This is a genomic window from Paenochrobactrum sp. BZR 201-1 (assembly GCF_044987585.2).
Classification (GTDB): domain Bacteria; phylum Pseudomonadota; class Alphaproteobacteria; order Rhizobiales; family Rhizobiaceae; genus Paenochrobactrum; species Paenochrobactrum pullorum.
This window is the reverse complement of sequence record NZ_JBJDRZ020000012.1, coordinates 100,783-120,873: the sequence shown is the minus strand read 5'-3', so window position 1 is coordinate 120,873 and position 20,091 is coordinate 100,783. Positions and strand designations below refer to the sequence as shown.

The following is a 20,091-nucleotide window of genomic DNA, read 5'->3' as shown; positions in this document are numbered from 1 at the left end:
TCCTTGGTGGCTTTTAAAAACAACCACACTATCGCACAAAAGCGGATCAGGAGGCCGTCCACCACATCAAGTCCATTACATCCATCATTAATAATGCTGGAGAGCAAAGCGAATGGGAAAATAAAGGTTGCGCAGTGGGCGCTAAACCAAGTGCCTCAAGCACATAAAAAGATTATACAAGCATCTGTTCTTTCAAGCCTGACTTACCCAGTTAATATTTTTAGGATTTATCCCAATATTAACAGCAGCTTGAATAGCCCGCTCTCTTAATTCTGTTGGCACATTAGGGGTACGGGATAACACCCAAAAGTATTTCGGACTGGATCCGGCGATTATCGCCCACTGGTAATCTTCGTCTAAGGCGACAATGTTGTAACCGCCATAAAATGGACCAAAGAAAGAAACTTTCAGCGCTCCGACGTCTTTCCCTTGCACAAACACAGCTGTTCCAGAAGCACGTTTGTGTCGATCGGATACTTCATCAACACCGCTATTTAGTACACTTACAGTGCCATCACCGTTAAGAGTATATTCGGCTGTCGTTTTGATTAAGCCTTTCTCGAAACGGTTATCGACGCGGGCGACTTCAAACCATTTGCCAAGATAGCGGTTTAAATCAAACCCTGTGACCGGTACCACATTCTCAGGAATTTTAGGATTGCTTGCTTTATACAATTTATAGCCAGCGACTAATCCTATTGCGGCCAATAATATCTTTTTAGCGCTCATAACAAACTCCTGTTGGCTATAACATCAACGCATATAGGTATTTAGTGTTCCCAAAGCGATATGGATAAAAAGCAAAACCGCTTTGCATAACCTCATGACATATTCACTCATCATTGTTGCTTTATCAGAACATAAAGCGCATGGTGGGTACCTCGATAGTATTTGAAGCGGGCGCTATCGGTTACGGGTGCGACCCCCTAGCCCCAACAAGGATGGCGATGTGTCCTCCAGAAATATGCGTAAAAACAATCGTTTTCTGATACGCGTCTCCAATATGCGCTGTATATCACCAGTTCCTAGCTTAATTCAGCATAAGAGAACCATGTTGCATTTAAAGCATACAACAAACAACAGAAATGCAATCCACGCTAAGTTCTGCTGATATTTTACGAAGAAATTACATCAATTAAATTATGTTCAAATAAAGGAATGCATCATGGCAAAAGGTATGAATCGCGGAAACCGTGAAGCCAAAAAGCCTAAAAAAGATAAAACGGTAACAAATACAGCAACACCAGAACCGGGTGCCAGCCGGTTTCCAATCCCTCAAAAAACTCCGTCAAAAAAATAAGTTTTACTTATAATTTTATGGTGGCCTCTCATAAAATAAAATAACGAGGCTACGAAGTTAAGTCATTTTTAGCATCCTAAATATGATGAACTTTGCTCATAACATATACATTGGCATCTCAGATTTAAACGCGAATTCGCACAAGTGCATAATGACTATGAAAATTATATTTTTACTTTAACCCATATAGATTGGATACATCATGAATATGCCAGTATGGATTAAACCAGCTCTTTATGGAGCTGTGGCCGGAGCACTTGTTCTTTGGGCGATTGGTTTCAGCTGGGCAGGCTGGGTTACGCAGTCGACAGCTCAGCAGCAATCAAGCAGCGCATCAATCGCAGCTGTAAGTACTGCCTTAACACCTTATTGCGTTGCATTATCCCAAAGCGACCCACGTGTTACAGACATCCTAGCCGAACTCAAAGCTGTAGCAGGATATAACAAAAGAAGCGTCATTGAAAAAGCAGGATGGGCTACTCCTTTGGGAACGGATAAACCTAACAACGATTTAGCAAGAGCATGTGCGGATGCACTAGCTGCTGGTTAATTTTCATTTTCTTAAAAAGCTACCATCCCATAGAAGAACTATGTGGAATGGGCAGTTAAGAATTAAAATACGCAAACTGAAAAAGGGCGTTTTAAACTGCCCTTAAATCAGATTATGCTTTAACTGCAAATCACGACGATACAAAATATCGTACATTCCTCTGAAGCAAGCAACGACTTAGCGTGTTTTATATCCCCAATCATCAACTAAAGCGTCGAGATCACCTTTAAGATAATCGCCGTAGGTGGTATTTTCGCGCTACGTCTTTGCGATGTCTGCAATCTCCATGCCCTGTCCGGTAGCGGAGGCCTTTCTTGGCAATGACAATATACTTTTCCGCAAGATAGAATTGTACAGCTTAAAATTGCCCCCTCTCCTTGCTTGAACTTACGAGCGTCACCGTTCTTGGAGAACCAGTCATTGATAAGCATAGTTGCTGGTTTCATTACGCCATCCCCAACGCATCCATATAAAGCTAAAGCATGTCTCCCAAAAGTGGGCACCGGTTTTGGGATAAAGACATGCGTAAAAACAAAACGCTAGAGCGAGCACAGTGGATACGATTAAGTGCGACACGCTCTAGATATTCGCGGTCTTTTCATTGCCTTCACGCACTGAGCGCCAAGACCATTGGCTTACGCTCTGCAAGCCTTATAACCATGCGGATAGCTTGATTTGTTAATTGTGCTGACAACCGGATTATCTGCTCTAAAGCCGCCTTTAGCCGCACTGCTTGATTGAACCACTTAAAATATTGCCATCTGATCCACTCCATAGAATGGGATTATGATGACTAGCAATTGTCAATATACTTATGGTTAACAAACAACTACTCAAGCTACTTGAAAAAGACTAATACGTAGCCCTGTAGGCTCAAATGCAGCCTGACAAAAAGAAAATTCAAACCAATTCAATATGCAATGTAATTGAAACCCCGTACTAGCGGGGTTTTTAGTATGACAGACTAAATAGCCTTACTGGAAGCAAATTTATTTCTGTACCTAATCGAACTGAGCCTCATAGGTCGTTTTAAACTGTTTTGGACCGGCTAATCGGTATTGCTTCAGCAATTCTTTCCACCCGTCTTTGCAACCTATCCGACATATTGATGGAAGTCAGAAGATAATCGACTAGCTTTTTTTGATGAAATTTGCCGGTTAAATACTGACGCATTGCTGAATTAGCTAATGCTTGACCTTCAGTACTATCGATTTTAATTAAAGTTGCAGTACACACCTGTAAAAGTGCTGCATTGATAATGGCAATATCCTTAGAATATAGCTGAGTGATTACATTGTTGGATGACATGTTTTTATCCCTCCGCCTTCGTAATGGGTTACCCAATGAAGACAAAAACATTATAGCACCTAAGTTTAGTATTACCTAACTATCCGGAATCAGGCCGGCCAGTGCAGTTTTTTTGTTGCTCTAATTCGACCAGATGCCCGGTCGGATGCAAAGTGTACATGGAATAATTACCATATTGGCAATTTAAATCCATCAACAGCGGGAAGAGACAATAGCCGTGATCCGCTAAATGATAGAGTTAGAAAATGTCCGCAGCTTTAAAGATTGCACACACAGATTTAGCAGATGCACAAAAGGTTACAGCCATATCCGCCGTCGACCTGCTAAGCACCCCCGCGATTATTCAAAACAGTCAAAACTTATGAAAATGCATGGAAAAACTACCACAAATGGTCGGCTGACTGGCTCCAGGAATATGGTGAGGAACTCCCGCTCCTTTATTACTGATTCAACAAGTGCTTGCGTGATGCCTATCTGGAAATCCGCATCTTCGTCACCGCACCTGTGACCGTCACCACAGAAGCCTTTTCATCGGCTCAGACAGCCGCTCCTCAATTTGGAGGCAGTTAGAAGCGGCAGGTTTTTTTGTACAGCATCAACCCGCTTGATCTAGTAGATAATAAGGAGCTCGCAGCATAAGCGCGGCACTTGAAATTCATACTGAAACAACAATCAGTGCAGCCAAAAAACCAAGGCAGTGCAGCCTTAACTCCAATGCAAATGGCATAATATCAGCTTATCCAAGGCGAAGCTGATTTAGGCTTAGTCAAAGAAATGTTGGTCGTAAGTAAGAAATTTGTAGCGAAACAAGCAAAGAGTTCCTTATCAGTTGCAATTTATATAAATAAGATTTAAAATATATATCCATAATAGATTTATTATTTAAATATAAATTAAAAAATACAAGATTAATTGTTTCGTTATGTTCACTTTTTAATTATGATGACGCTGAAAATAAAAAATATATTTTTATATAGAGTACATAATAGTAAAAGTAATTTTATTATCAATATTTTAGGATGCCCCGATGCTTAGTTCAATAGAATTATAGTCGATTCAGTTAAATCAACTGTATATGATATCGGGGTGAAATTCGCCCATGTTTATTCAGATGATATTTTTAATATACAAAAAATCAAATAGCCCGAGCACATTCCCAAATTATTTATAATGGCGAAAAACTTCATGACTTCCTAGATTGGTTAATAGCTTATCCTGAATACAGACAACCTTTTTCAATTTTAAAGATAGCTTCCCATAAACCAATTCGCATAATTACAAATTAGATGACCAGAATATTGAGCTCTACAACATAATTAAACGAGCAAAAATAGTTTACACTTCAATTATAACCACTTAATTTAATTGAAGAAAAACTATTGACATTTATAAGGATAAGACACGAAAACAAGAAAAAACTCCGACCTCTTAATCAGGAGATCACAGGCTCGATCCCTGTCGCACCCACCAAACTCTCTTCATGATTTAAATATTCCGGCGTGACCGGAAAATATTTTGCGACAATAGCACAAGATAATGCTTCAACTCCCTCAATCTTAATTGCCGCTTCTTTAAAACCACAATAAGTCATGGTGTTTTTATGCTGCCTTTAAATTCTCTAGGGAAACGTATCGTTATTATTGGCCCTTCAAATGCAGGTAAATCCACATTAGCTGTTGCCATTTCACGCAAAATTGGCGTTCCTGCATACCATCTTGATCAATTTCGCCATTTACCCAACACAAATTGGAAAATGCGCGCCGATGAAGAGTTTGAAAACTTGCATAATCAGGCGATTCTAAAAGATCAATGGATTATTGAAGGCAATTACAGCAAATTAATGCCGGCACGGCTTGAGCGGGCAACAGGCGCCATCCTGCTGACATCCAATCGTTGGTTGCGCCTATACCGTTATTTCAAACGGACCCTCCTCAATAATCCTGATCGTGCCGGCCATTTGGAGGGTGCACAAGATGGCATCAAATGGGAAATGATCGACTGGATTGCTTTCAAAACCAAAGATAGTGATCAAAAATATTCCCGAATTCTACACGCTTCGCAACTGCCGCTTGTCGAAGTGCACTTAACCAATGAACTCAGAGCTCTTTATAAAGATTGGGATTTACAAGCTTATACCCGCAAACGACAAAGAGGTTAATTATGAACAATGTATTTGACAAATTCATCGTTCTGACAGGTGGGCCGGGTGCCGGAAAAACCAGCCTGTTGAATGCTTTGGCTCAACAAGGCTGTCACACTTCTGAAGAGGCAGGCAGAGGCATTATTCAAAGCCAGAATTTGATTGAAGGCCCTTATCGCCCCTGGATTGATCCTGCCGGTTTTGCCGAACAAATGCTAGGTTGGGAAATGCGCTCATGGCATATAGCTGAAAAAGCGGGATGCCTGACTTTTTTTGATCGTGGCGTACCCGATATTATCGGTTATTTGAACCTCACTGCGCTTGCAGTGCCAGCGCATATTGTTAAGGCCGCTGATCATTATCGGTATAATAATAAAGTCTTTATTCTGCCACCCTGGAAAGACATTTACGCTCAGGATGAAGAACGCAAACAAACCTTTGAAATTGCAATCGATACTTATAATGCGATGGTTACGGCCTATCGCTCATTCGGCTATCAGCTGATTGAAGTGCCTAAATTGGCGCTTTCCAGCCGCGTTCAATTTATTCTCGATCAAACAGCCGATATTGTTTAAATTGGCGTTTTCAGGTTTTTCGACTGACCATCAAACCGGCTAGAATAAAGAAGATACCAATCGCGGTCGGAATATAAAAAACACTGACTGCCCAATCATCGGTAAATTTCAGACATTTAAAAATACCCGCATTGCACCAGAAATTGCTCAGGTAATAGAAATATAAACTACTTCCGGCACAGATAAGAACCCCGAAACTCATCAAAATAATTCTGGTCATACAGTGCACCGGTATCCAAAGCGCGTATTTATAAAAGTACCACAATAATAGCTTGAAGCTGCTGTAAAATATAGCAAGATCATAAAATTACGGAACCAAGACGGGTTTAGATCATTACAATAACAAGCACTACGATCGCAATGACTGCAAGGAGAACACTATGATAACCGGGCCACTATGTCGTGCAGCACGAGCACTAACTGAAATTTCTCGCGACCGACTAGCTTCCACTTCAGGCGTTGATGAAAAAACGATTGAGCATTTCGAAAGACAGCTCGATAAACCTGACGCTGCCACAATCGAAAAACTTCAAGATGCCTTGGAAGATTTAGGCGCAGTCTTTATACCGGAAGATACACGCGGTGTCGGTGTACGGTTGAAATTCACCGCTTCGGAAACCAGACGCCTTTCGACACTGGAAAGTGAAGGAGGCATTGTGCGCTCGGATGACGTGCCTTGAACTCATTCAAACAAAGCGACCCTTACGGGTCGCTTTTTAAATTTGATTACAACATTTATTTTTGCTGATGAAAGCGGATGTGAAGCTTATGCACTTCACTGGCAAAAGGTTCGACCGGCCCTTCAACCACTGTATCTTTGATCACTTCACCAATGCGAAGCGGCTTAACTTTGCCTGATTTTACGCCAAGCTCGCTTAGCCAAGTGATCAATTGTTCTGTGGAACTGGCATAAACAATGCGGCCAAGCTCCGCCCAGCCATGCGCCGCTGCACACATCGCACAATGTTCACCGGATGTATAAACTGTGGCAGTCCGTCGTTCTTCTGGTGACATATTTTGCCCAGCCCAGCGGGCAATGGCAAATTCCGGATGCTGGGTATGATCGCCGCCTGCGACGTGATTGTGATCTTCAAAGAGAATTTTGCCATCAGCGGATACCAAAATCGAACCGAAGGGCTCATCGCCTTTATCAACAGCCGCACTTGCCAACGCGACACAGCGTTGCAGATATTTATGATCATTTTCCGTAATCATCCACGTTCCTTTCTCGAAGTTTTTTTGCCTTATATTTTCCTGAAAAAAACAGGATGCGCATATTTCTGCCGCAGTCTTCAATTTCATTAAATGGAATAAAATCAATTTTATAGCTTGAAGAATATAATTTCTCGTTGAATAAAGTATATTCAATAAATTTAATGCTTCAACATGTGTTAAATTTAATTGCGCATCAAATGAACGGAAAGGAAATAAATAATGGCCATCACCCGTAAAGATGAAGACCGCGCGCTGAATAAAGATGAGCTTGAGCTTGTTTCAAAATCGCGCCACCCTGAGCTTCAAGACCTTTCTGATGCTGAACTTAAATCTTTGATTAAACTGGTACGCGAACGCCGTGAAAAAGCAAAAACAGCTGCTAATCAACGCCGCCGCGAAATGAAAGGCCGTTCGGCACCGCGTGGCACGACGCCATCTACAGCTGATGACGGCTCCCGCTTGAAAGTCCGCGTTCTGGCCATGGCAATGAGCCGTTTGAATGCGGAAAACCAGCGTCGTCAGCAAATGGCTGCTCATCTTGAGCTTATCGCCAATGCCGAACATGCATTGGAACTTAAAAAGGCCGCAGCCGACACCAAAACGCCTTTCAACACACGTCACGCTCATAAAGGCGTTAAAGATACCGCTGCCATCCGTGCAAAAAATCTGATCAACCCTATGGAACGTGGCCGTCAGAAAAAAGCAGCAAGCGTGGCACAGGCAAAAATCGACAATCGCCAGAAAAACGCATCCTGATTGATTTTAAAGCGAGGCTTCGTCAAGCCTCGCTTTTTTTAATGACTGAGCAGATGTTTTATAAAACATAGTTTAAGTCGTCAGAAAATAGCTGTTTCATTGATTATAATCATTGCTACAGCCTGTAAAGAACAGCATTTTATCCGAGCGATAAAAAGGTAGTCCCATGTATAATCATATTCTCATCACCACAGACGGTTCCGCTCACTCCGAAAAATCAGTCGAGCAGGGTTTGAATCTGGCACAGAAGCTCAATAGTAAAGCCACCATCATCACTGTCACATCGCCATATACCATTTCCGGTTTGCCGGGCGGCTGGACAGACACGCAGGCTTTCATTGACCAGTATGATCAAGAATGGAAAGATTATGCCGACAAAACGCTGAATGAAGCCAAGCAGCGCGCTGACGGATTGAACATCAAGGTTGATACACTGCATATGAGTAATATTTCAGCCGCCGATGCTATTTTGGAAGCTTCGAAGCAACTTGGCTGTGATTTGATCGTGATGGCATCACATGGCCGCACCGGCTTGAAGCGCATGTTGCTCGGCAGCCAGACCAATGAAGTCATCAATATGAGCCAAGTACCGGTTCTGGTCGTTCGTTGATTATCAAAAAAATCAAATTATCAATGAAAAGAGCAGTTCCAAGAGCTGCTCTTCTTTATTTTTGTCACAAATAAAGATGCCCGTCAGCAACTTTAACCGCACTGCCGCCAATACGCGCATTGATTAAAATCTGCTGTTTAACCTCCAGCTCCAGACGGATGCGCGACTGGCGCCCCATCTCGATGCCCTGTTCGATCCATAATTGCGCAATGCCATCAAGCGGCTGATCAAATTTATGCACGACCCCGGAAAAAGCAGCAACAGCCGAGCCGGTCGCCGGATCTTCATAAACATTGCCTTCAGTTACAAACATTCTGGCGTGATAATCACTGTCAAACAAACGCGTATCGCGGCAATAAATATAAACAGGCAATGAACGCCCGTTTACATTCGCCAGATTTTCACGCACAAAAACTGGATCAATAGAAACTTTGGCGGCAGCAATCATATTGGCAACCGGTATCATCAGATAAGGTGCACCTGCACTCCACACACCCGGCACATGATTTTCAAAACCAACCTCATGTGCACCAAGGCCGATGGCAGCAGCGGCTTCTTCACGCTCGATTTTAATTTCCAACTGTTTAGGCAATTGCGGCAAATCAAATTCGGCAAAACTTACTTTTTCCTGCCTATTGACGACACAGCGCACCAGACCGATTTTTTCTTCCAGAACAATTATCTGATCAACTTGCGCTTGATTTTGCAATCTTTCCACCAGCGAAATGGCGGTGCCAACGGTCGGATGACCGGCAAATGGCAGCTCAAAACCAGGCGTAAAAATTCTGATTGCTGCCCTATGCTGCGGATTATCAGCCTCGCAAATAAATACCGTTTCCGATAAATTAAACTCGCGTGCGATGGAAAGCATTTCCGCATCCGTCAACCCTTGTGCATCATGAACGATAGCAAGTGGATTTCCGGCCAAAGCCTTATCGGTGAAAACATCGTAGATTTCATAAAATCTTGCAGATGACATCCGGTAATTGCCTCACAAATCTGTCGAAATCAGAGGCGCTCTATTCAATAGAATAACGCCACTCCGTCGCGCCTCTATAGATACCCGATTTTCTTACAATGTCATCCACTGCTTAGAGTTTATTTATCGCTAAAATGCCAATCCGCAAAAGCACGTACATATGTGGGGGTGTCCTCGCCCATCATTCCCGCCGCCGAAACAGCAATAACATCATCAAGTTCCGGCTTGACTTGTGCTGCTAATGTCTCACGAATTTGCGCCGTCAGTTCTGCTGCTGTTTTGTCAAAATAATGACGTTTGAACAAAGCAACCGAGCGATTTCCGGTGACAAGTATATAGCCCTCCTCTGCCTGTGCATCTTTCAAATCCAGCCCTGTTTCTTCTTTAACCTCACGGTGCATATTAAAATCATAATCAACGAAGCCGTTTTTCACATCATGATCATCAATCGAACCGGCAGGAAAATAGATGCGGGATGCGGCAGCCGTCGAGCCTCCCATACGCGCCGCGATAAGAACATTATCGGATGAGACGATCACCCCGATACCGAAAATATGCCAAGGGCGCACCGGTTCCTGATCTTTGCGCCAATACATCAATGTCGCATAAAAATCGCGGATAAAACCTGCTTCAAAAACACCATTTTCAAACCGCGCTTCAGGCGCCAGATAAAGTTCGCCGTTAAAAAGCGCCGACTGTCTTTTCACTTCCTGCTGCCAGTTTTCCGCAATCGCCTCACGGTGTTGCACTGCATAATCAAGCGGCCCATCCACAATGCGCACATCAATTTGTGTGGCTTTATAAACGGTATTTTCACGGCATTGATCCATTGATTTATCCCATTCAATTGATGCTGCACCATAGCGCACTGTGTTTGAAAATTTAAACGGTGATTGTCCAAATAGATATCAGACAATAAAAAACCGCCCTGCCTTATTGAAAAGACAGGGCGGCTTTCAATCATGCAAAAACTGCAAAATTAGTTACGGGTGTTATCAACCAGCTTGTTCTTAGCGATCACCCTCGCGGCATAGCCGCGAAAATAACGAATTAGTTGCGGGTTTTGTCAACCAGTTTGTTCTTAGCAATCCATGGCATCATACCACGCAGCTTTGCACCAACTTCTTCGATCTGGTGATCGTCGTTCATACGGCGGATACCCTTGAAGCGGGATGCACCAGCTCTATATTCCTGCATCCAGTCAGAGGTAAACTTACCAGTCTGAATATCATGCAGAATGCGCTTCATTTCCTGCTTGGTTTCAGCATTGATCACGCGTGGACCCGAAACATACTCACCCCATTCAGCAGTGTTGGAGATCGAGTAGTTCATGTTGGCGATACCGCCTTCATAGATCAGGTCAACAATCAGCTTCATTTCGTGCAAGCACTCAAAGTAAGCCATTTCAGGTGCGTAACCTGCTTCAACCAGAACTTCAAAGCCAGTGCGGATGAGTTCAACAACACCGCCGCAAAGAACGGCCTGTTCACCAAACAAGTCGGTTTCGCACTCTTCTTTGAAAGTGGTTTCGATAACGCCGGAACGACCGCCGCCAACGCCTGAAGCATATGACAAAGCCAGATCATGCGCATTGCCGGAAGCATCCTGATGGATAGCAATGAGGCAAGGAACGCCGCCACCTTTCTGATATTCGCCGCGCACGGTGTGGCCAGGGCCCTTAGGCGCAATCATCACAACGTCAACGGTCTTTTTCGTTTCGATCAGACCGAAATGAACGTTCAGACCGTGTGCGAAAGCAATCGCTGCACCGTCACGCAGATTAGCATGGATATGATCTTTATAGATGTCGGCCTGCAACTCGTCAGGGGTCGCCATCATCATCAGATCAGCCCATTTGGCTGCATCTGCAACATTCATAACTTCAAAGCCGTCAGCTTTAGCTTTAGCAACGGTTGCTGAATCTTCACGCAGTGCAATGCGGATTTTTTCTGCACCGGAATCTTTCAAGTTCAGTGCGTGTGCACGACCCTGTGAACCATAACCAACAATAACAACATTCTTGGTTTTGATCAGGTTTACGTCGGCATCACTATCATAATAAACGCGCATTTTAAGTGTCCCTTTGTTAAAGCGTGTTATCTTTTAAGGCTTCCTTGCGGTCGCCGTTCCTCTATGCCCCGTAGAGGGCAAAAAACTGTCGTGTTGCCCGTCTGGCATCACGAATAACTTCAGCATCATCCAGTTTGCGCTCATCCCCCAGCAGCAAACGAATTTGTATGTCACGTACAACCAGACCGAAAAATGTCCGGAAAGCTTCATCTGCATCATCAAAAGAAAGCAAGCCCGCTTCCTGCCCCATGGTTAAAACCGGCTTCAAACGCGCAGCCATTGCAGCGGGGCCGTTGGCCACAACTATACGCCCCAAGGCGGACTTACCCGAACCTGCATGACTGACCGCCAAACGGTTCAAAGCAATGGAAGTCTCGCCAGACAAAACCAACAACCAGTCACGGGCAAAATGTTCGAGCGTTGAAAAAAGCGCTTCTGCGTCCAGCTTTTCACGCGCCACCGGCACAACCCGCACTTTGGATGCTTGCCAGCGCACCATTTCAGTCAGCAAACCATCACGATCGCCAAACCATTTATAAAGGCTTTCTTTCGAGCAATTGGCGGCACGCGCAATACCTGATGTCGTCAGCGCACGGTCGCCCCCTTCCACCAGCAAACGCAAGGCCTGCTCCAGAACATCGTTCTGACGCGGCGACAATCCATGCGAAAATTCAGCACGCATATTATCTGCGGCTTCATTATGCATTGAACTGTTTTGCGTATCTTCTGCTGACATGATGGATCAGAACCCCTCCAGATCTCAATCTGTACCGTACGGTACGGTTCTTATTCATAAAAGGAGATTCCACACGCGTCAAGGGTGTTTTACATTTCAGCTAAATTTTGAAATTTTATTACGCTAAGCTCTTTAGATATTCACCTGTGTCCCGATTTCCACCACACGTCCTGTCGGAATATGGAAATATTGCGTCGCATCGGCAGCGCTGCGCGCCAATATAATGAAATATTTAGACTGCCAAAGCGGCATTTCTGATTGCGGTGAGGCTTTTAATGTACGCCGTGACAAGAAAAAAGACGTGGTCATGATGTCATATTTCCAGCCAAGTTTGCGGCAAGCCCCCAAAGCACGCGGGATATTCGGCTGCTGCATATAGCCAAAGCTCAACGTCACCTGCATGAAGCGCTCATTAAATTGCGAAACACGGGCGCGGTCGGCCGCTTTGACCCAAGGTTTATGCACTGTCGCAATAGTGAGAAAAACATTACTTTCATGCAAAACCTTATAATGTTTCAAACTATGCAGCAGTGCTGTGGGCGCCGAATGCAAATTGCTGGTCAGGAAAACCGCAGTGCCGGGCACCAATAATGGTGGTTTCTTATCCAGTTGCTTTACAACAGCCTCAAGCTCCACCTCGCTTTTACGGGTTTTAGCCAGCAACAACCGCGAGCCACGCACCCATGTCCACATGGTCAGACCAACGAGCATTGCCATCAGCAATGATACCCAACCCCCATCCAAAACTTTAAAAATATTTGCGGTGAAAAAGAGCAGATCAATTACCAGAAAACCAGCGATCAACGGCACAACAACAGCCAAACGCCATTTCCACACTTTGGACATCACAAAGAAGAACAGGCTGGTGGTCACCAGCATATTGCCCGTGACGGCTATCCCGTAAGCAGAAGCCAGATTACTGGATTTTTCAAAACCAAAAACCAGCAAAATCACCGTAAGGCCGATCACTAAATTCACTTTAGGAATATAAATCTGTCCATGCAGTTTTTCTGATGTGTGCTGAATTTCAAGTCGCGGCAGCAGTCCCATCTGCACGGCTTGGCGCGCCACCGAAAAAGCACCGCTTAGCACAGCCTGACTGGCAATCACGGTGGCAAGGGTTGCCAAAATCACCATCGGCCAAAGCGCAAATGTCGGCAACATCTGATAAAATGGCAGATCCGGCATACTACCATGAGAAAATACAAAAGCGGCCTGCCCGAAATAATTGAGCAACAGACATGGGAAAACAACCCAAATCCAAGCGCGCACAATCGGCTTAACGCCAAAATGCCCCAGATCGGCATATAATGCTTCCGCACCAGTCATCGCCAAAAACACGGCGCCTACGGTGATAAAAGCCGTTGCAGGGCTGGAAATTAAGAAATGTAAAGCAAAATAAGGGTTTAATGCAGCCATCACCGATGGGTCATCAAAAATATGATACAGGCCAAATCCGCCTAAAGCCAAAAACCATATCAGCATTATGGGGCCAAAGATGATTGCCACTCTGCCAGTGCCGTATTTTTGAATAGCAAAAAGCACCAACAAAATGGCTACCGTAATCGGCACGACAAAATGACTTAAATTGGGAGCAACTATTTCCAATCCTTCAACGGCGGATAGAACGGAGATGGCTGGCGTAATAACCGCATCACCAAAGAAAAGTGCCGCCCCACAAATCCCGACGCCTAAAATAATATCCGGATATTTTTTAACGCCGCTTTGCACCAGCGCCATCAGCGATAAAATACCGCCCTCACCGTTATTATCGGCGCGCAAAACAAAGAGCACATATTTGACGGTCACAACCAGCGTCAAAGCCCAAAAAATTAGTGAGACAACGCCTAAAATATCAGCGCGTTCGATCGCATCATCACCGCTTGCAGCACACAACGCTTCACGAAAAGCATAAATCGGACTGGTGCCGATATCGCCATAAACCACACCCAAAGCACCGAGAATTAAAAGCCGCATCGAATCCGGCTTTGGATTGTCGATCTCCAGATCATCATTTTCAAAACGTGGTGGTTGAGACATATGCGAAAAACTGCTTCCGCTGTTCATGCTCTGACGCCTTATAAATAAAGTAATGCAGCTTGGCTAAGATAGGCATACATATTTATAGTCTGCCTGCAAGCGCCAAGACCGTTAACAAACGACATAAAAATTCGTTCCGTAAAAAAATGCATTTATTTAAACAAATGGCCTGCACGTCTCTACAACGTACAGGCCATGTCAAACAAACTTAAGTAATTGGGTGAAAGTTTAATACTCAACTTTCCAAAGCAGCGATAAAGCGCTTAACGCTTGCCTCCATTCCGTAAATCAAAGCATCTGCCGTCAAACCATGACCGATAGACACCTCTTTTAAAGATGGAATAACCATAGTTAGCGCTGTAATATTCTCGACAGTCAAGTCATGTCCAGCATTGATTTCCAAACCCAGACTATCAGCTTTGGCAGCCGCCAGACGCAGCTGTTCCAATTCAATTAAAGCCTTTTGCGGCTGATCGTAACAGGCGCCATAAGGGCCGGTGAAAAACTCCACCCGATCCGCGCCCAAGTGTTTCGCAATGTCGAGACCCTTTTCGGTCGGATCAACAAACAGCGACACACGTATATGCTGCGCCTTCAAACGTGCAATGACAGGCACCAATGTTTCTGCACTTTTATCAAAATCCCAACCATGATCGGAGGTGGATTGCGCCGGATCATCAGGCACCAATGTCACCTGCTCCGGCTGATGCTTTTCCACCAGTTCCAGAAAGTCCTCGCTCGGATAACCTTCAACATTAAATTCGGCTTGCGGAAACTCATCATCCAAAAGTGCACGAATATCAGTCAGATCAGAAAATCTGATATGACGTTGATCAGGGCGCGGATGCACGGTCAACCCGCAAGCGCCAGCAGCTAAAGCAATGCGCCCTAGTCCTGTAACACTTGGCCATGGCAAATCACGTCGATTGCGCAACATGGCGATAGCATTCATATTTACAGATAATTTTGCCGACATAACCGCCCCTGTCTTTATCAGTTCAAGTGGGACTTGATTACAAACCCCGCATCCATTGGTCAATGATGCTATATTGGGGCAAGGTTTTTAGCGAAAGCCGGTTTTCAGCCGTCTTGCTATGCCACGAGAATGCCATTTCCTGCCCTCACACTGTTATCACTTAGCACAAGGAGAAGTTGTATGCGTAATGACACTGTTTCAGCCATCCGCAAAATTGAAACCAACCGGGATGATTTATTCGCTTATGAAATAGCGGGCCATATCACCAGTGCAGAAGTGGAAAACATCTATGGCTTGCTTACCGGTGCTTACAGCCAGCATGAAGCTATCGACCTTCTGATCCGGCTTGTGGATTATGAAGGTGTAGATTGGCCAACTCTGTTTTCGCAAACAACTCAGGATTTACGCAATGATGCACTCAAGCATCTTAAAAAATACGCTGTGATCAACGGGCCATTATGGCTTGAGGCCAGCATCGCACTGGTGCAGCCATTTCTCTCCGTCGAAATCAGAGCTTTCAATGCAGACGACGAGAGCGAGGCTTGGGCTTGGCTTAACGCCAAACCCGTTTGAACTTATTTGACGATGATCAACTGTTCAGCCGCGCGGGTGATAGCAGTATAAAGCCAGCGCTCGCGCGTATCGCGAAAGGCATAGCTTTCGTCAAACAACACCACATTATTCCACTGCGAACCCTGCGCCTTATGGGTGGTCAAAGCATAGCCATAATCAAAATCATCAAAGCGCTTTTTGGTGCTCCAAGGAATTTCCGTATCCGGATCTTCAAATTGTGCTTTCAATAGTTTGATCTTGGCAACGCCGCGACCCGGCTCGTCATCTTCCGGCGACACCAAAAGATTAATGCCCGGCTTCACGGTCTCGCGTGATGAAGTCATCACTTTCCACAATGAGCCATTGAGCAAGCCTTTGGCCGGATCATTGCGTAAACAGACAAGCTTGTCGCCCGCTTGCGGATAATCGGCTGTGAAGCCTTTCAACTCACGCAGGCGCTGATTATAGCGTTTGCGCGTTCTGTTGGTACCAACCAATACCTGATCGGCTGCCAGCACTTCCGCCTGATCGACTTGTGATTTAGAAATCACCCGTGCACGGCCATAATCGCCATAAGCCAGATCACGCCCTTCCCGCACATCGAGCGCCATCTGGATAATCGGGTTATCGCGCGCTTGCCGGTGAATTTCAGTCAGCAGATAATCCGGCTCATGTTCGGTGAAAAAGCCGCCACCGGAAATCGGAGGCAGCTGACCCGGATCACCCAGCACCAAAATCGGTGTGCCGAAAGACATCAAATCGCGTCCCAATTGCTCATCAACCATCGAGCATTCGTCAACAACAATCATGCTGGCTTTGGCCACAGGGCTTTGACGGTTCAATGAAAATGTCGGCGCAATGGATGTTTTACCCGTTGTTTCATCCTCAATCGCCTCTTCGCCTTTAGGGCGATAAATCAGCGAATGAAGGGTACGGGCATTGCTCGCACCTTTGCTGCGCAAAACCTGCGCGGCCTTACCTGTAAAGGCTGCGAACTGAACATCGCCGTCGACGTGTTCAGCAAAATAGCGCGCCAATGTTGTCTTACCAGTCCCCGCATAGCCGAACAGGCGAAAGATCGGGCTACGACCCGCTTTCAACCATTTTTCGACTTCCTGAAGAGCCTGATCTTGTTCCGGTGAAAACTGCATACCCCTTCAGACAGGATTCGCCGCGTAAGGGCAAGACCAACCGGAACAAAGAGTGAAGATTATTTTAACATCGGCCAAAGACTGGCTACTAAAAGCAGGGCCATCACAATATTGAAAATTTTAAGCTTCACCGGATCAGAAAGCCAATTACGCAGCAAAGTGCCAAACCCCGCCCATAAGGAAACGCTAGGAAAATTAACCAGCGCAAAAACTACGCTCACCAGCAATAGTGACAGCCAGTAATTATCGTGACTGACATAAGTGGCAATGCCGGTAACACCCATCACCCATGCTTTCGGGTTTACCCATTGAAAAGCAGCCGCCTGCAAAAAGCTCATCGGCTTGCCATCCGCCTTTTTGCTTTCGCCAACACTCGTGGAGGTGGCAATTTTCCAGGCCAGATAAAGCATATAAGCCCCACCGGCAAATTTTAGCGCCAGATAAAGCGGCGGCACCATTTCCAGCAAGGCGCCAAGCCCCAAACCGATACCAATCAGCAGCACGAAAAAGCCAACACCGATGCCGATCATATGCGGTAGCGTACGGCGAAAACCAAAATTTACGCCCGATGCCAACAGCATCAGGTTGTTGGGCCCGGGTGTGATTGAAGTCGCAAAGGCAAAAACTGCAAGGGTCAAAAATATTTCAGCAGACATAGCGCTGGTGCCCTCCCGCGGGCGCAAAAAAGCTGGCTGCATGAAACATGCACATACAGCCACCTTTTATAAAAAACTTACATGCCTTGCGGGCCCCTGTTCATGGCAGAAACACCGGTACGGCAAACTTCCACCAATCCAAGCGGCTTCATCAGTGAAATAAACTGATCCACCTTGGCAGTTTTGCCGGTAATTTCCACAATGAAATGCTCGGTCGTTGCATCAACGATTTTCGCATTGAATGCGTCGGTCAAACGCAAAGTCTCAGCGCGTGCTTCACCTTTGCCAGCCACTTTGATCAGTGCCAGTTCACGCTCAATCGGACGGTCATAGCCAAGCTCAACTGCGCGATGGCTCAAATCAACCACGCGGTGAACCGGTACAATGCGCTCCAGCTGATGACGGATCTGATCGAGCACATGCGGTGTCCCACGTGTCACGATGGTAATGCGCGACAAATGCTGCTCATGTTCGGTTTCCGACACGGTGAGGCTTTCAATATTATAGCCACGACCGGAGAAAAGACCAATCACGCGGGCAAGAACGCCCGGTTCGTTATCAACCAGAACGGCCAAAGTGTGGGTTTCTGGTGTCTGTGTTTCGGTCGCAATGAAATATGCGGAACCGGATGCTAGATTTTGTGCATTCATAATATCTTCCCTCCGGCTCAAACGAGCAAACGACCTTCAGCATCAATGGCATTGGCAACAACTTCATCCGTTGCTTCATCCGGCAAAAGCATTTCATTATGCGCTTTACCAGATGGAATCATCGGGAAACAGTTGGCTAGATTAGCCACACGGCAATCAAAGATCACCGGCTTGTTGACGGCAATCATTTCTTCAATGGCTGCATCCAGTTTCGATGGCTTGTCGCAACGGATACCATGCGCGCCATAAGCTTCTGCCAATTTAACAAAATCAGGCATGGCTTCGGTGTAAGAATGAGACAAACGGTTGCCATGCAGCAATTGCTGCCATTGACGCACCATACCCATATATTGGTTATTCAAAATAAAAATCTTGATCGGCGCACCATGCTGAATGGCGGCAGACATTTCCTGAATACACATCTGGATAGACGCATCGCCGGCCACATCAATCACTAAGGCATCCGGATGGGCAATCTGCACGCCTAACGCTGCCGGCAGACCATAGCCCATCGTGCCCAAGCCCCCCGATGTCATCCAGCGGTTCGGCTCGTCAAAATGGATAAACTGCGCTGCCCACATCTGATGCTGCCCAACTTCAGTGGTGATAAATGTTTTGTGCTTTTTAGTCAGCTCATTCAAACGTTCCAGCGCATATTGCGGCATAATAACATCATTATTCGGCTTATATGCCAATGAGTTACGGGCACGCCAACGCTTAATCTGATCCCACCAGCCGCCAAGCGCATTCTTGTCTTGGCTTGTGGAGGACGCACGAATCTGACGGTTCATATCTTCCAGAACATGCGCGACATCGCCGATAATCGGCAGATCAACACGAACGGTTTTATTGATGGAAGACGCATCAATATCAATGTGAATTTTCTTCGAAAACGGCGAGAAAGCATCCAGACGTCCGGTGATACGGTCATCAAAACGCGCACCAACACACAGCATCACATCACAATCATGCATGGTCATATTGGCTTCATAAGTACCATGCATACCGAGCATGCCAAGCCAATTATCGCCCGACGCCGGATAAGCACCCAAACCCATCAGCGTTGAAGTGATCGGGAAATTGCCAAGCTCGACCAATTCGCGCAGTAACTTGGAAGCAGCAACTCCGGAATTGATAACACCCCCACCGCTGTAGATGACCGGCTTTTTCGCCTTCAACAGCATTTCAACGGCTTGCGCGATATCACGGGTGTCGCCGTTTAAAACCGGACGATAACTGGTGCGCGGCGAAGTTTGTGGTGGTGTGTAGATACCGGTCGCGAACTGAATATCTTTAGGAATATCAACCAGAACAGGCCCGGGACGGCCCGTAGTCGCCACATGGATAGCTTCATGCAGGATACGAGACAGGTCGTTGACGTCTTTCACCAGCCAGTTGTGCTTGGTGCAAGGACGGGTGATGCCGATGGTATCAGCTTCCTGAAACGCATCCGTACCGATCAATGAGGTCGGCACCTGACCGGAAATGCACAACAGCGGGACGGAATCCATCAAAGCATCCTGCAAAGGGGTCACCGCATTGGTGGCACCAGGGCCGGAGGTTACCAGCATCACGCCGAGCTTGCCGGTAGAACGCGCATAACCTTCAGCCGCATGACCGGCACCCTGCTCGTGACGCACCAGAATATGCTGCACCTGATCCTGCTGGAAAAGCTCGTCATAGATAGGAAGGACAGCACCGCCGGGATAGCCGAAAATATGTTCCACACCATGGTCGATCATGGCCTGAATGACCATTTCAGCTCCGGTCATTTCCCGTTGTTCTGTCGAACCCGTGCCCGCCTCGCGTTTACCTGCAGTCATTTCC

Annotated in this window: 23 protein-coding genes; 8 read left to right on the top strand and 15 right to left on the bottom strand. The window is 45.9% G+C overall.

The genetic code is table 11. The annotated features are described in order from the left end of the window. Window positions 1-192: 192 nt before the first annotated feature. Window positions 193-729 (bottom strand): lipocalin family protein, encoded by a 537-nt coding sequence (locus tag ACI0FR_RS09545; protein ID WP_374831849.1) that lies wholly within the window; start codon window positions 727-729, stop codon window positions 193-195. A gap of 436 nt (window positions 730-1,165) precedes the next feature. Here ACI0FR_RS09545 and ACI0FR_RS09540 point away from each other — a divergent pair, with 436 nt between their 5' ends. Together ACI0FR_RS09540 and ACI0FR_RS09535 are read left to right on the top strand one after the other, a co-directional pair. Further along, the gene (locus ACI0FR_RS09540) at window positions 1,166-1,300 is read left to right on the top strand and encodes a hypothetical protein (RefSeq protein WP_404906023.1); all 135 of its coding nucleotides are present in this window, start codon (window positions 1,166-1,168) and stop codon (window positions 1,298-1,300) included. Window positions 1,301-1,502: 202 nt separating this feature from the next. Beyond that, window positions 1,503-1,850, top strand: a complete 348-nt coding sequence (locus tag ACI0FR_RS09535; protein ID WP_404906024.1) for a hypothetical protein — start codon at window positions 1,503-1,505, stop codon at window positions 1,848-1,850. Window positions 1,851-2,879: 1,029 nt separating this feature from the next. On the opposite strand, the gene ACI0FR_RS09530 is transcribed toward ACI0FR_RS09535, so the two are convergent. Both ACI0FR_RS09530 and ACI0FR_RS09525 read right to left on the bottom strand, forming a co-directional pair. Next, the gene (locus tag ACI0FR_RS09530; RefSeq protein ID WP_374831843.1) at window positions 2,880-3,158 is read right to left on the bottom strand and encodes a hypothetical protein; all 279 of its coding nucleotides are present in this window, start codon (window positions 3,156-3,158) and stop codon (window positions 2,880-2,882) included. Window positions 3,159-4,590: 1,432 nt separating this feature from the next. After that, window positions 4,591-4,749 (bottom strand): hypothetical protein, encoded by a 159-nt coding sequence (locus ACI0FR_RS09525; RefSeq protein ID WP_374831841.1) that lies wholly within the window; start codon window positions 4,747-4,749, stop codon window positions 4,591-4,593. A 9-nt stretch (window positions 4,750-4,758) separates the two neighbouring features. On the opposite strand from ACI0FR_RS09525, the gene ACI0FR_RS09520 reads away from it, so the two are divergent. Together ACI0FR_RS09520 and ACI0FR_RS09515 are read left to right on the top strand one after the other, a co-directional pair. Then, window positions 4,759-5,316 carry a P-loop NTPase family protein gene (locus ACI0FR_RS09520; protein ID WP_404906025.1) on the top strand — a complete coding sequence of 186 codons (558 nt, stop codon included), beginning with the start codon at window positions 4,759-4,761 and terminating at the stop codon, window positions 5,314-5,316. Between the two features lie 2 nt (window positions 5,317-5,318). Beyond that, the gene (locus ACI0FR_RS09515; protein WP_404906026.1) at window positions 5,319-5,873 is read left to right on the top strand and encodes an AAA family ATPase; all 555 of its coding nucleotides are present in this window, start codon (window positions 5,319-5,321) and stop codon (window positions 5,871-5,873) included. A 10-nt stretch (window positions 5,874-5,883) separates the two neighbouring features. Here the strand turns inward: ACI0FR_RS09515 and ACI0FR_RS09510 are convergent, their stop codons facing one another. Beyond that, a complete protein-coding gene (locus tag ACI0FR_RS09510; RefSeq protein WP_404906027.1) occupies window positions 5,884-6,093 on the bottom strand; it encodes a hypothetical protein in 210 nt (69 codons plus the stop codon). Between the two features lie 160 nt (window positions 6,094-6,253). Between ACI0FR_RS09510 and ACI0FR_RS09505 the strand changes: the two genes are divergently transcribed. Further along, complete coding sequence (locus ACI0FR_RS09505; RefSeq protein WP_374831833.1) at window positions 6,254-6,553, top strand: helix-turn-helix domain-containing protein; 300 nt, start codon at window positions 6,254-6,256, stop codon at window positions 6,551-6,553. A gap of 55 nt (window positions 6,554-6,608) precedes the next feature. Here the strand turns inward: ACI0FR_RS09505 and ACI0FR_RS09500 are convergent, their stop codons facing one another. After that, window positions 6,609-7,088 (bottom strand): nucleoside deaminase, encoded by a 480-nt coding sequence (locus ACI0FR_RS09500; protein ID WP_404906028.1) that lies wholly within the window; start codon window positions 7,086-7,088, stop codon window positions 6,609-6,611. Window positions 7,089-7,307: 219 nt separating this feature from the next. On the opposite strand from ACI0FR_RS09500, the gene ACI0FR_RS09495 reads away from it, so the two are divergent. Both ACI0FR_RS09495 and ACI0FR_RS09490 read left to right on the top strand, forming a co-directional pair. After that, window positions 7,308-7,844 carry a hypothetical protein gene (locus ACI0FR_RS09495; RefSeq protein WP_404906029.1) on the top strand — a complete coding sequence of 179 codons (537 nt, stop codon included), beginning with the start codon at window positions 7,308-7,310 and terminating at the stop codon, window positions 7,842-7,844. A gap of 166 nt (window positions 7,845-8,010) precedes the next feature. Continuing rightward, the gene (locus ACI0FR_RS09490) at window positions 8,011-8,454 is read left to right on the top strand and encodes a universal stress protein (RefSeq protein WP_404906030.1); all 444 of its coding nucleotides are present in this window, start codon (window positions 8,011-8,013) and stop codon (window positions 8,452-8,454) included. A 64-nt stretch (window positions 8,455-8,518) separates the two neighbouring features. On the opposite strand, the gene ACI0FR_RS09485 is transcribed toward ACI0FR_RS09490, so the two are convergent. From ACI0FR_RS09485 to ACI0FR_RS09460, 6 genes are all read right to left on the bottom strand, one after another. Next, window positions 8,519-9,433 (bottom strand): PhzF family phenazine biosynthesis protein, encoded by a 915-nt coding sequence (locus tag ACI0FR_RS09485; RefSeq protein ID WP_374831825.1) that lies wholly within the window; start codon window positions 9,431-9,433, stop codon window positions 8,519-8,521. A 119-nt stretch (window positions 9,434-9,552) separates the two neighbouring features. Beyond that, window positions 9,553-10,263, bottom strand: coding sequence for an NUDIX hydrolase (locus ACI0FR_RS09480; protein WP_404906031.1), 711 nt, complete (start codon window positions 10,261-10,263; stop codon window positions 9,553-9,555). A 220-nt stretch (window positions 10,264-10,483) separates the two neighbouring features. After that, on the bottom strand, window positions 10,484-11,503 hold the full coding sequence (gene ilvC, locus ACI0FR_RS09475; RefSeq protein WP_374831821.1) for a ketol-acid reductoisomerase: 1,020 nt from the start codon (window positions 11,501-11,503) through the stop codon (window positions 10,484-10,486). Window positions 11,504-11,564: 61 nt separating this feature from the next. Further along, on the bottom strand, window positions 11,565-12,185 hold the full coding sequence (locus ACI0FR_RS09470; protein WP_374831869.1) for a TetR/AcrR family transcriptional regulator: 621 nt from the start codon (window positions 12,183-12,185) through the stop codon (window positions 11,565-11,567). A 186-nt stretch (window positions 12,186-12,371) separates the two neighbouring features. Further along, on the bottom strand, window positions 12,372-14,279 hold the full coding sequence (locus ACI0FR_RS09465; RefSeq protein ID WP_404906178.1) for a potassium transporter Kup: 1,908 nt from the start codon (window positions 14,277-14,279) through the stop codon (window positions 12,372-12,374). 235 nt (window positions 14,280-14,514) lie between these two features. Then, window positions 14,515-15,255 carry a pyridoxine 5'-phosphate synthase gene (locus ACI0FR_RS09460; RefSeq protein WP_404906032.1) on the bottom strand — a complete coding sequence of 247 codons (741 nt, stop codon included), beginning with the start codon at window positions 15,253-15,255 and terminating at the stop codon, window positions 14,515-14,517. A gap of 180 nt (window positions 15,256-15,435) precedes the next feature. On the opposite strand from ACI0FR_RS09460, the gene ACI0FR_RS09455 reads away from it, so the two are divergent. Next, window positions 15,436-15,828, top strand: coding sequence for a SpoIIAA family protein (locus ACI0FR_RS09455; RefSeq protein WP_404906033.1), 393 nt, complete (start codon window positions 15,436-15,438; stop codon window positions 15,826-15,828). Window positions 15,829-15,830: 2 nt separating this feature from the next. Here the strand turns inward: ACI0FR_RS09455 and ACI0FR_RS09450 are convergent, their stop codons facing one another. From ACI0FR_RS09450 to ACI0FR_RS09435, 4 genes are all read right to left on the bottom strand, one after another. Next, complete coding sequence (locus ACI0FR_RS09450; protein WP_374831815.1) at window positions 15,831-16,958, bottom strand: ATP-dependent DNA helicase; 1,128 nt, start codon at window positions 16,956-16,958, stop codon at window positions 15,831-15,833. Between the two features lie 59 nt (window positions 16,959-17,017). Beyond that, window positions 17,018-17,614, bottom strand: a complete 597-nt coding sequence (locus tag ACI0FR_RS09445) for a LysE family translocator (protein WP_374831812.1) — start codon at window positions 17,612-17,614, stop codon at window positions 17,018-17,020. A 77-nt stretch (window positions 17,615-17,691) separates the two neighbouring features. Then, window positions 17,692-18,264, bottom strand: coding sequence for an acetolactate synthase small subunit (gene ilvN, locus ACI0FR_RS09440; protein WP_404906034.1), 573 nt, complete (start codon window positions 18,262-18,264; stop codon window positions 17,692-17,694). Window positions 18,265-18,281: 17 nt separating this feature from the next. Further along, window positions 18,282-20,087: an acetolactate synthase 3 large subunit gene (locus ACI0FR_RS09435; protein ID WP_404906035.1), complete on the bottom strand. Its 1,806-nt coding sequence runs from the start codon at window positions 20,085-20,087 to the stop codon at window positions 18,282-18,284. Between the last annotated feature and the right edge of the window lie 4 nt (window positions 20,088-20,091).

Bases quoted from the DNA above. Each gene is read 5' to 3' on its own strand.
- ilvC (WP_374831821.1), bottom strand. From the start codon at position 11,503: ATGCGCGTTTATTATGATAGTGATGCCGACGTAAACCTGATCAAAACC.
- ACI0FR_RS09510 (WP_404906027.1), bottom strand. From the start codon at position 6,093: ATGACCAGAATTATTTTGATGAGTTTCGGGGTTCTTATCTGTGCCGGA.
- ACI0FR_RS09485 (WP_374831825.1), bottom strand. From the start codon at position 9,433: ATGTCATCTGCAAGATTTTATGAAATCTACGATGTTTTCACCGATAAG.
- ACI0FR_RS09460 (WP_404906032.1), bottom strand. From the start codon at position 15,255: ATGTCGGCAAAATTATCTGTAAATATGAATGCTATCGCCATGTTGCGC.
- ACI0FR_RS09435 (WP_404906035.1), bottom strand. From the start codon at position 20,087: ATGACTGCAGGTAAACGCGAGGCGGGCACGGGTTCGACAGAACAACGG.
- ACI0FR_RS09480 (WP_404906031.1), bottom strand. From the start codon at position 10,263: ATGGATCAATGCCGTGAAAATACCGTTTATAAAGCCACACAAATTGAT.
- ACI0FR_RS09445 (WP_374831812.1), bottom strand. From the start codon at position 17,614: ATGTCTGCTGAAATATTTTTGACCCTTGCAGTTTTTGCCTTTGCGACT.
- ACI0FR_RS09515 (WP_404906026.1), top strand. From the start codon at position 5,319: ATGAACAATGTATTTGACAAATTCATCGTTCTGACAGGTGGGCCGGGT.
- ACI0FR_RS09490 (WP_404906030.1), top strand. From the start codon at position 8,011: ATGTATAATCATATTCTCATCACCACAGACGGTTCCGCTCACTCCGAA.
- ACI0FR_RS09505 (WP_374831833.1), top strand. From the start codon at position 6,254: ATGATAACCGGGCCACTATGTCGTGCAGCACGAGCACTAACTGAAATT.
- ACI0FR_RS09530 (WP_374831843.1), bottom strand. From the start codon at position 3,158: ATGTCATCCAACAATGTAATCACTCAGCTATATTCTAAGGATATTGCC.
- ilvN (WP_404906034.1), bottom strand. From the start codon at position 18,264: ATGAATGCACAAAATCTAGCATCCGGTTCCGCATATTTCATTGCGACC.
- ACI0FR_RS09495 (WP_404906029.1), top strand. From the start codon at position 7,308: ATGGCCATCACCCGTAAAGATGAAGACCGCGCGCTGAATAAAGATGAG.
- ACI0FR_RS09450 (WP_374831815.1), bottom strand. From the start codon at position 16,958: ATGCAGTTTTCACCGGAACAAGATCAGGCTCTTCAGGAAGTCGAAAAA.
- ACI0FR_RS09520 (WP_404906025.1), top strand. From the start codon at position 4,759: ATGCTGCCTTTAAATTCTCTAGGGAAACGTATCGTTATTATTGGCCCT.
- ACI0FR_RS09545 (WP_374831849.1), bottom strand. From the start codon at position 729: ATGAGCGCTAAAAAGATATTATTGGCCGCAATAGGATTAGTCGCTGGC.
- ACI0FR_RS09500 (WP_404906028.1), bottom strand. From the start codon at position 7,088: ATGATTACGGAAAATGATCATAAATATCTGCAACGCTGTGTCGCGTTG.
- ACI0FR_RS09525 (WP_374831841.1), bottom strand. From the start codon at position 4,749: ATGACTTATTGTGGTTTTAAAGAAGCGGCAATTAAGATTGAGGGAGTT.
- ACI0FR_RS09455 (WP_404906033.1), top strand. From the start codon at position 15,436: ATGCGTAATGACACTGTTTCAGCCATCCGCAAAATTGAAACCAACCGG.
- ACI0FR_RS09540 (WP_404906023.1), top strand. From the start codon at position 1,166: ATGGCAAAAGGTATGAATCGCGGAAACCGTGAAGCCAAAAAGCCTAAA.
- ACI0FR_RS09470 (WP_374831869.1), bottom strand. From the start codon at position 12,185: ATGCGTGCTGAATTTTCGCATGGATTGTCGCCGCGTCAGAACGATGTT.
- ACI0FR_RS09535 (WP_404906024.1), top strand. From the start codon at position 1,503: ATGAATATGCCAGTATGGATTAAACCAGCTCTTTATGGAGCTGTGGCC.
- ACI0FR_RS09465 (WP_404906178.1), bottom strand. From the start codon at position 14,279: ATGTCTCAACCACCACGTTTTGAAAATGATGATCTGGAGATCGACAAT.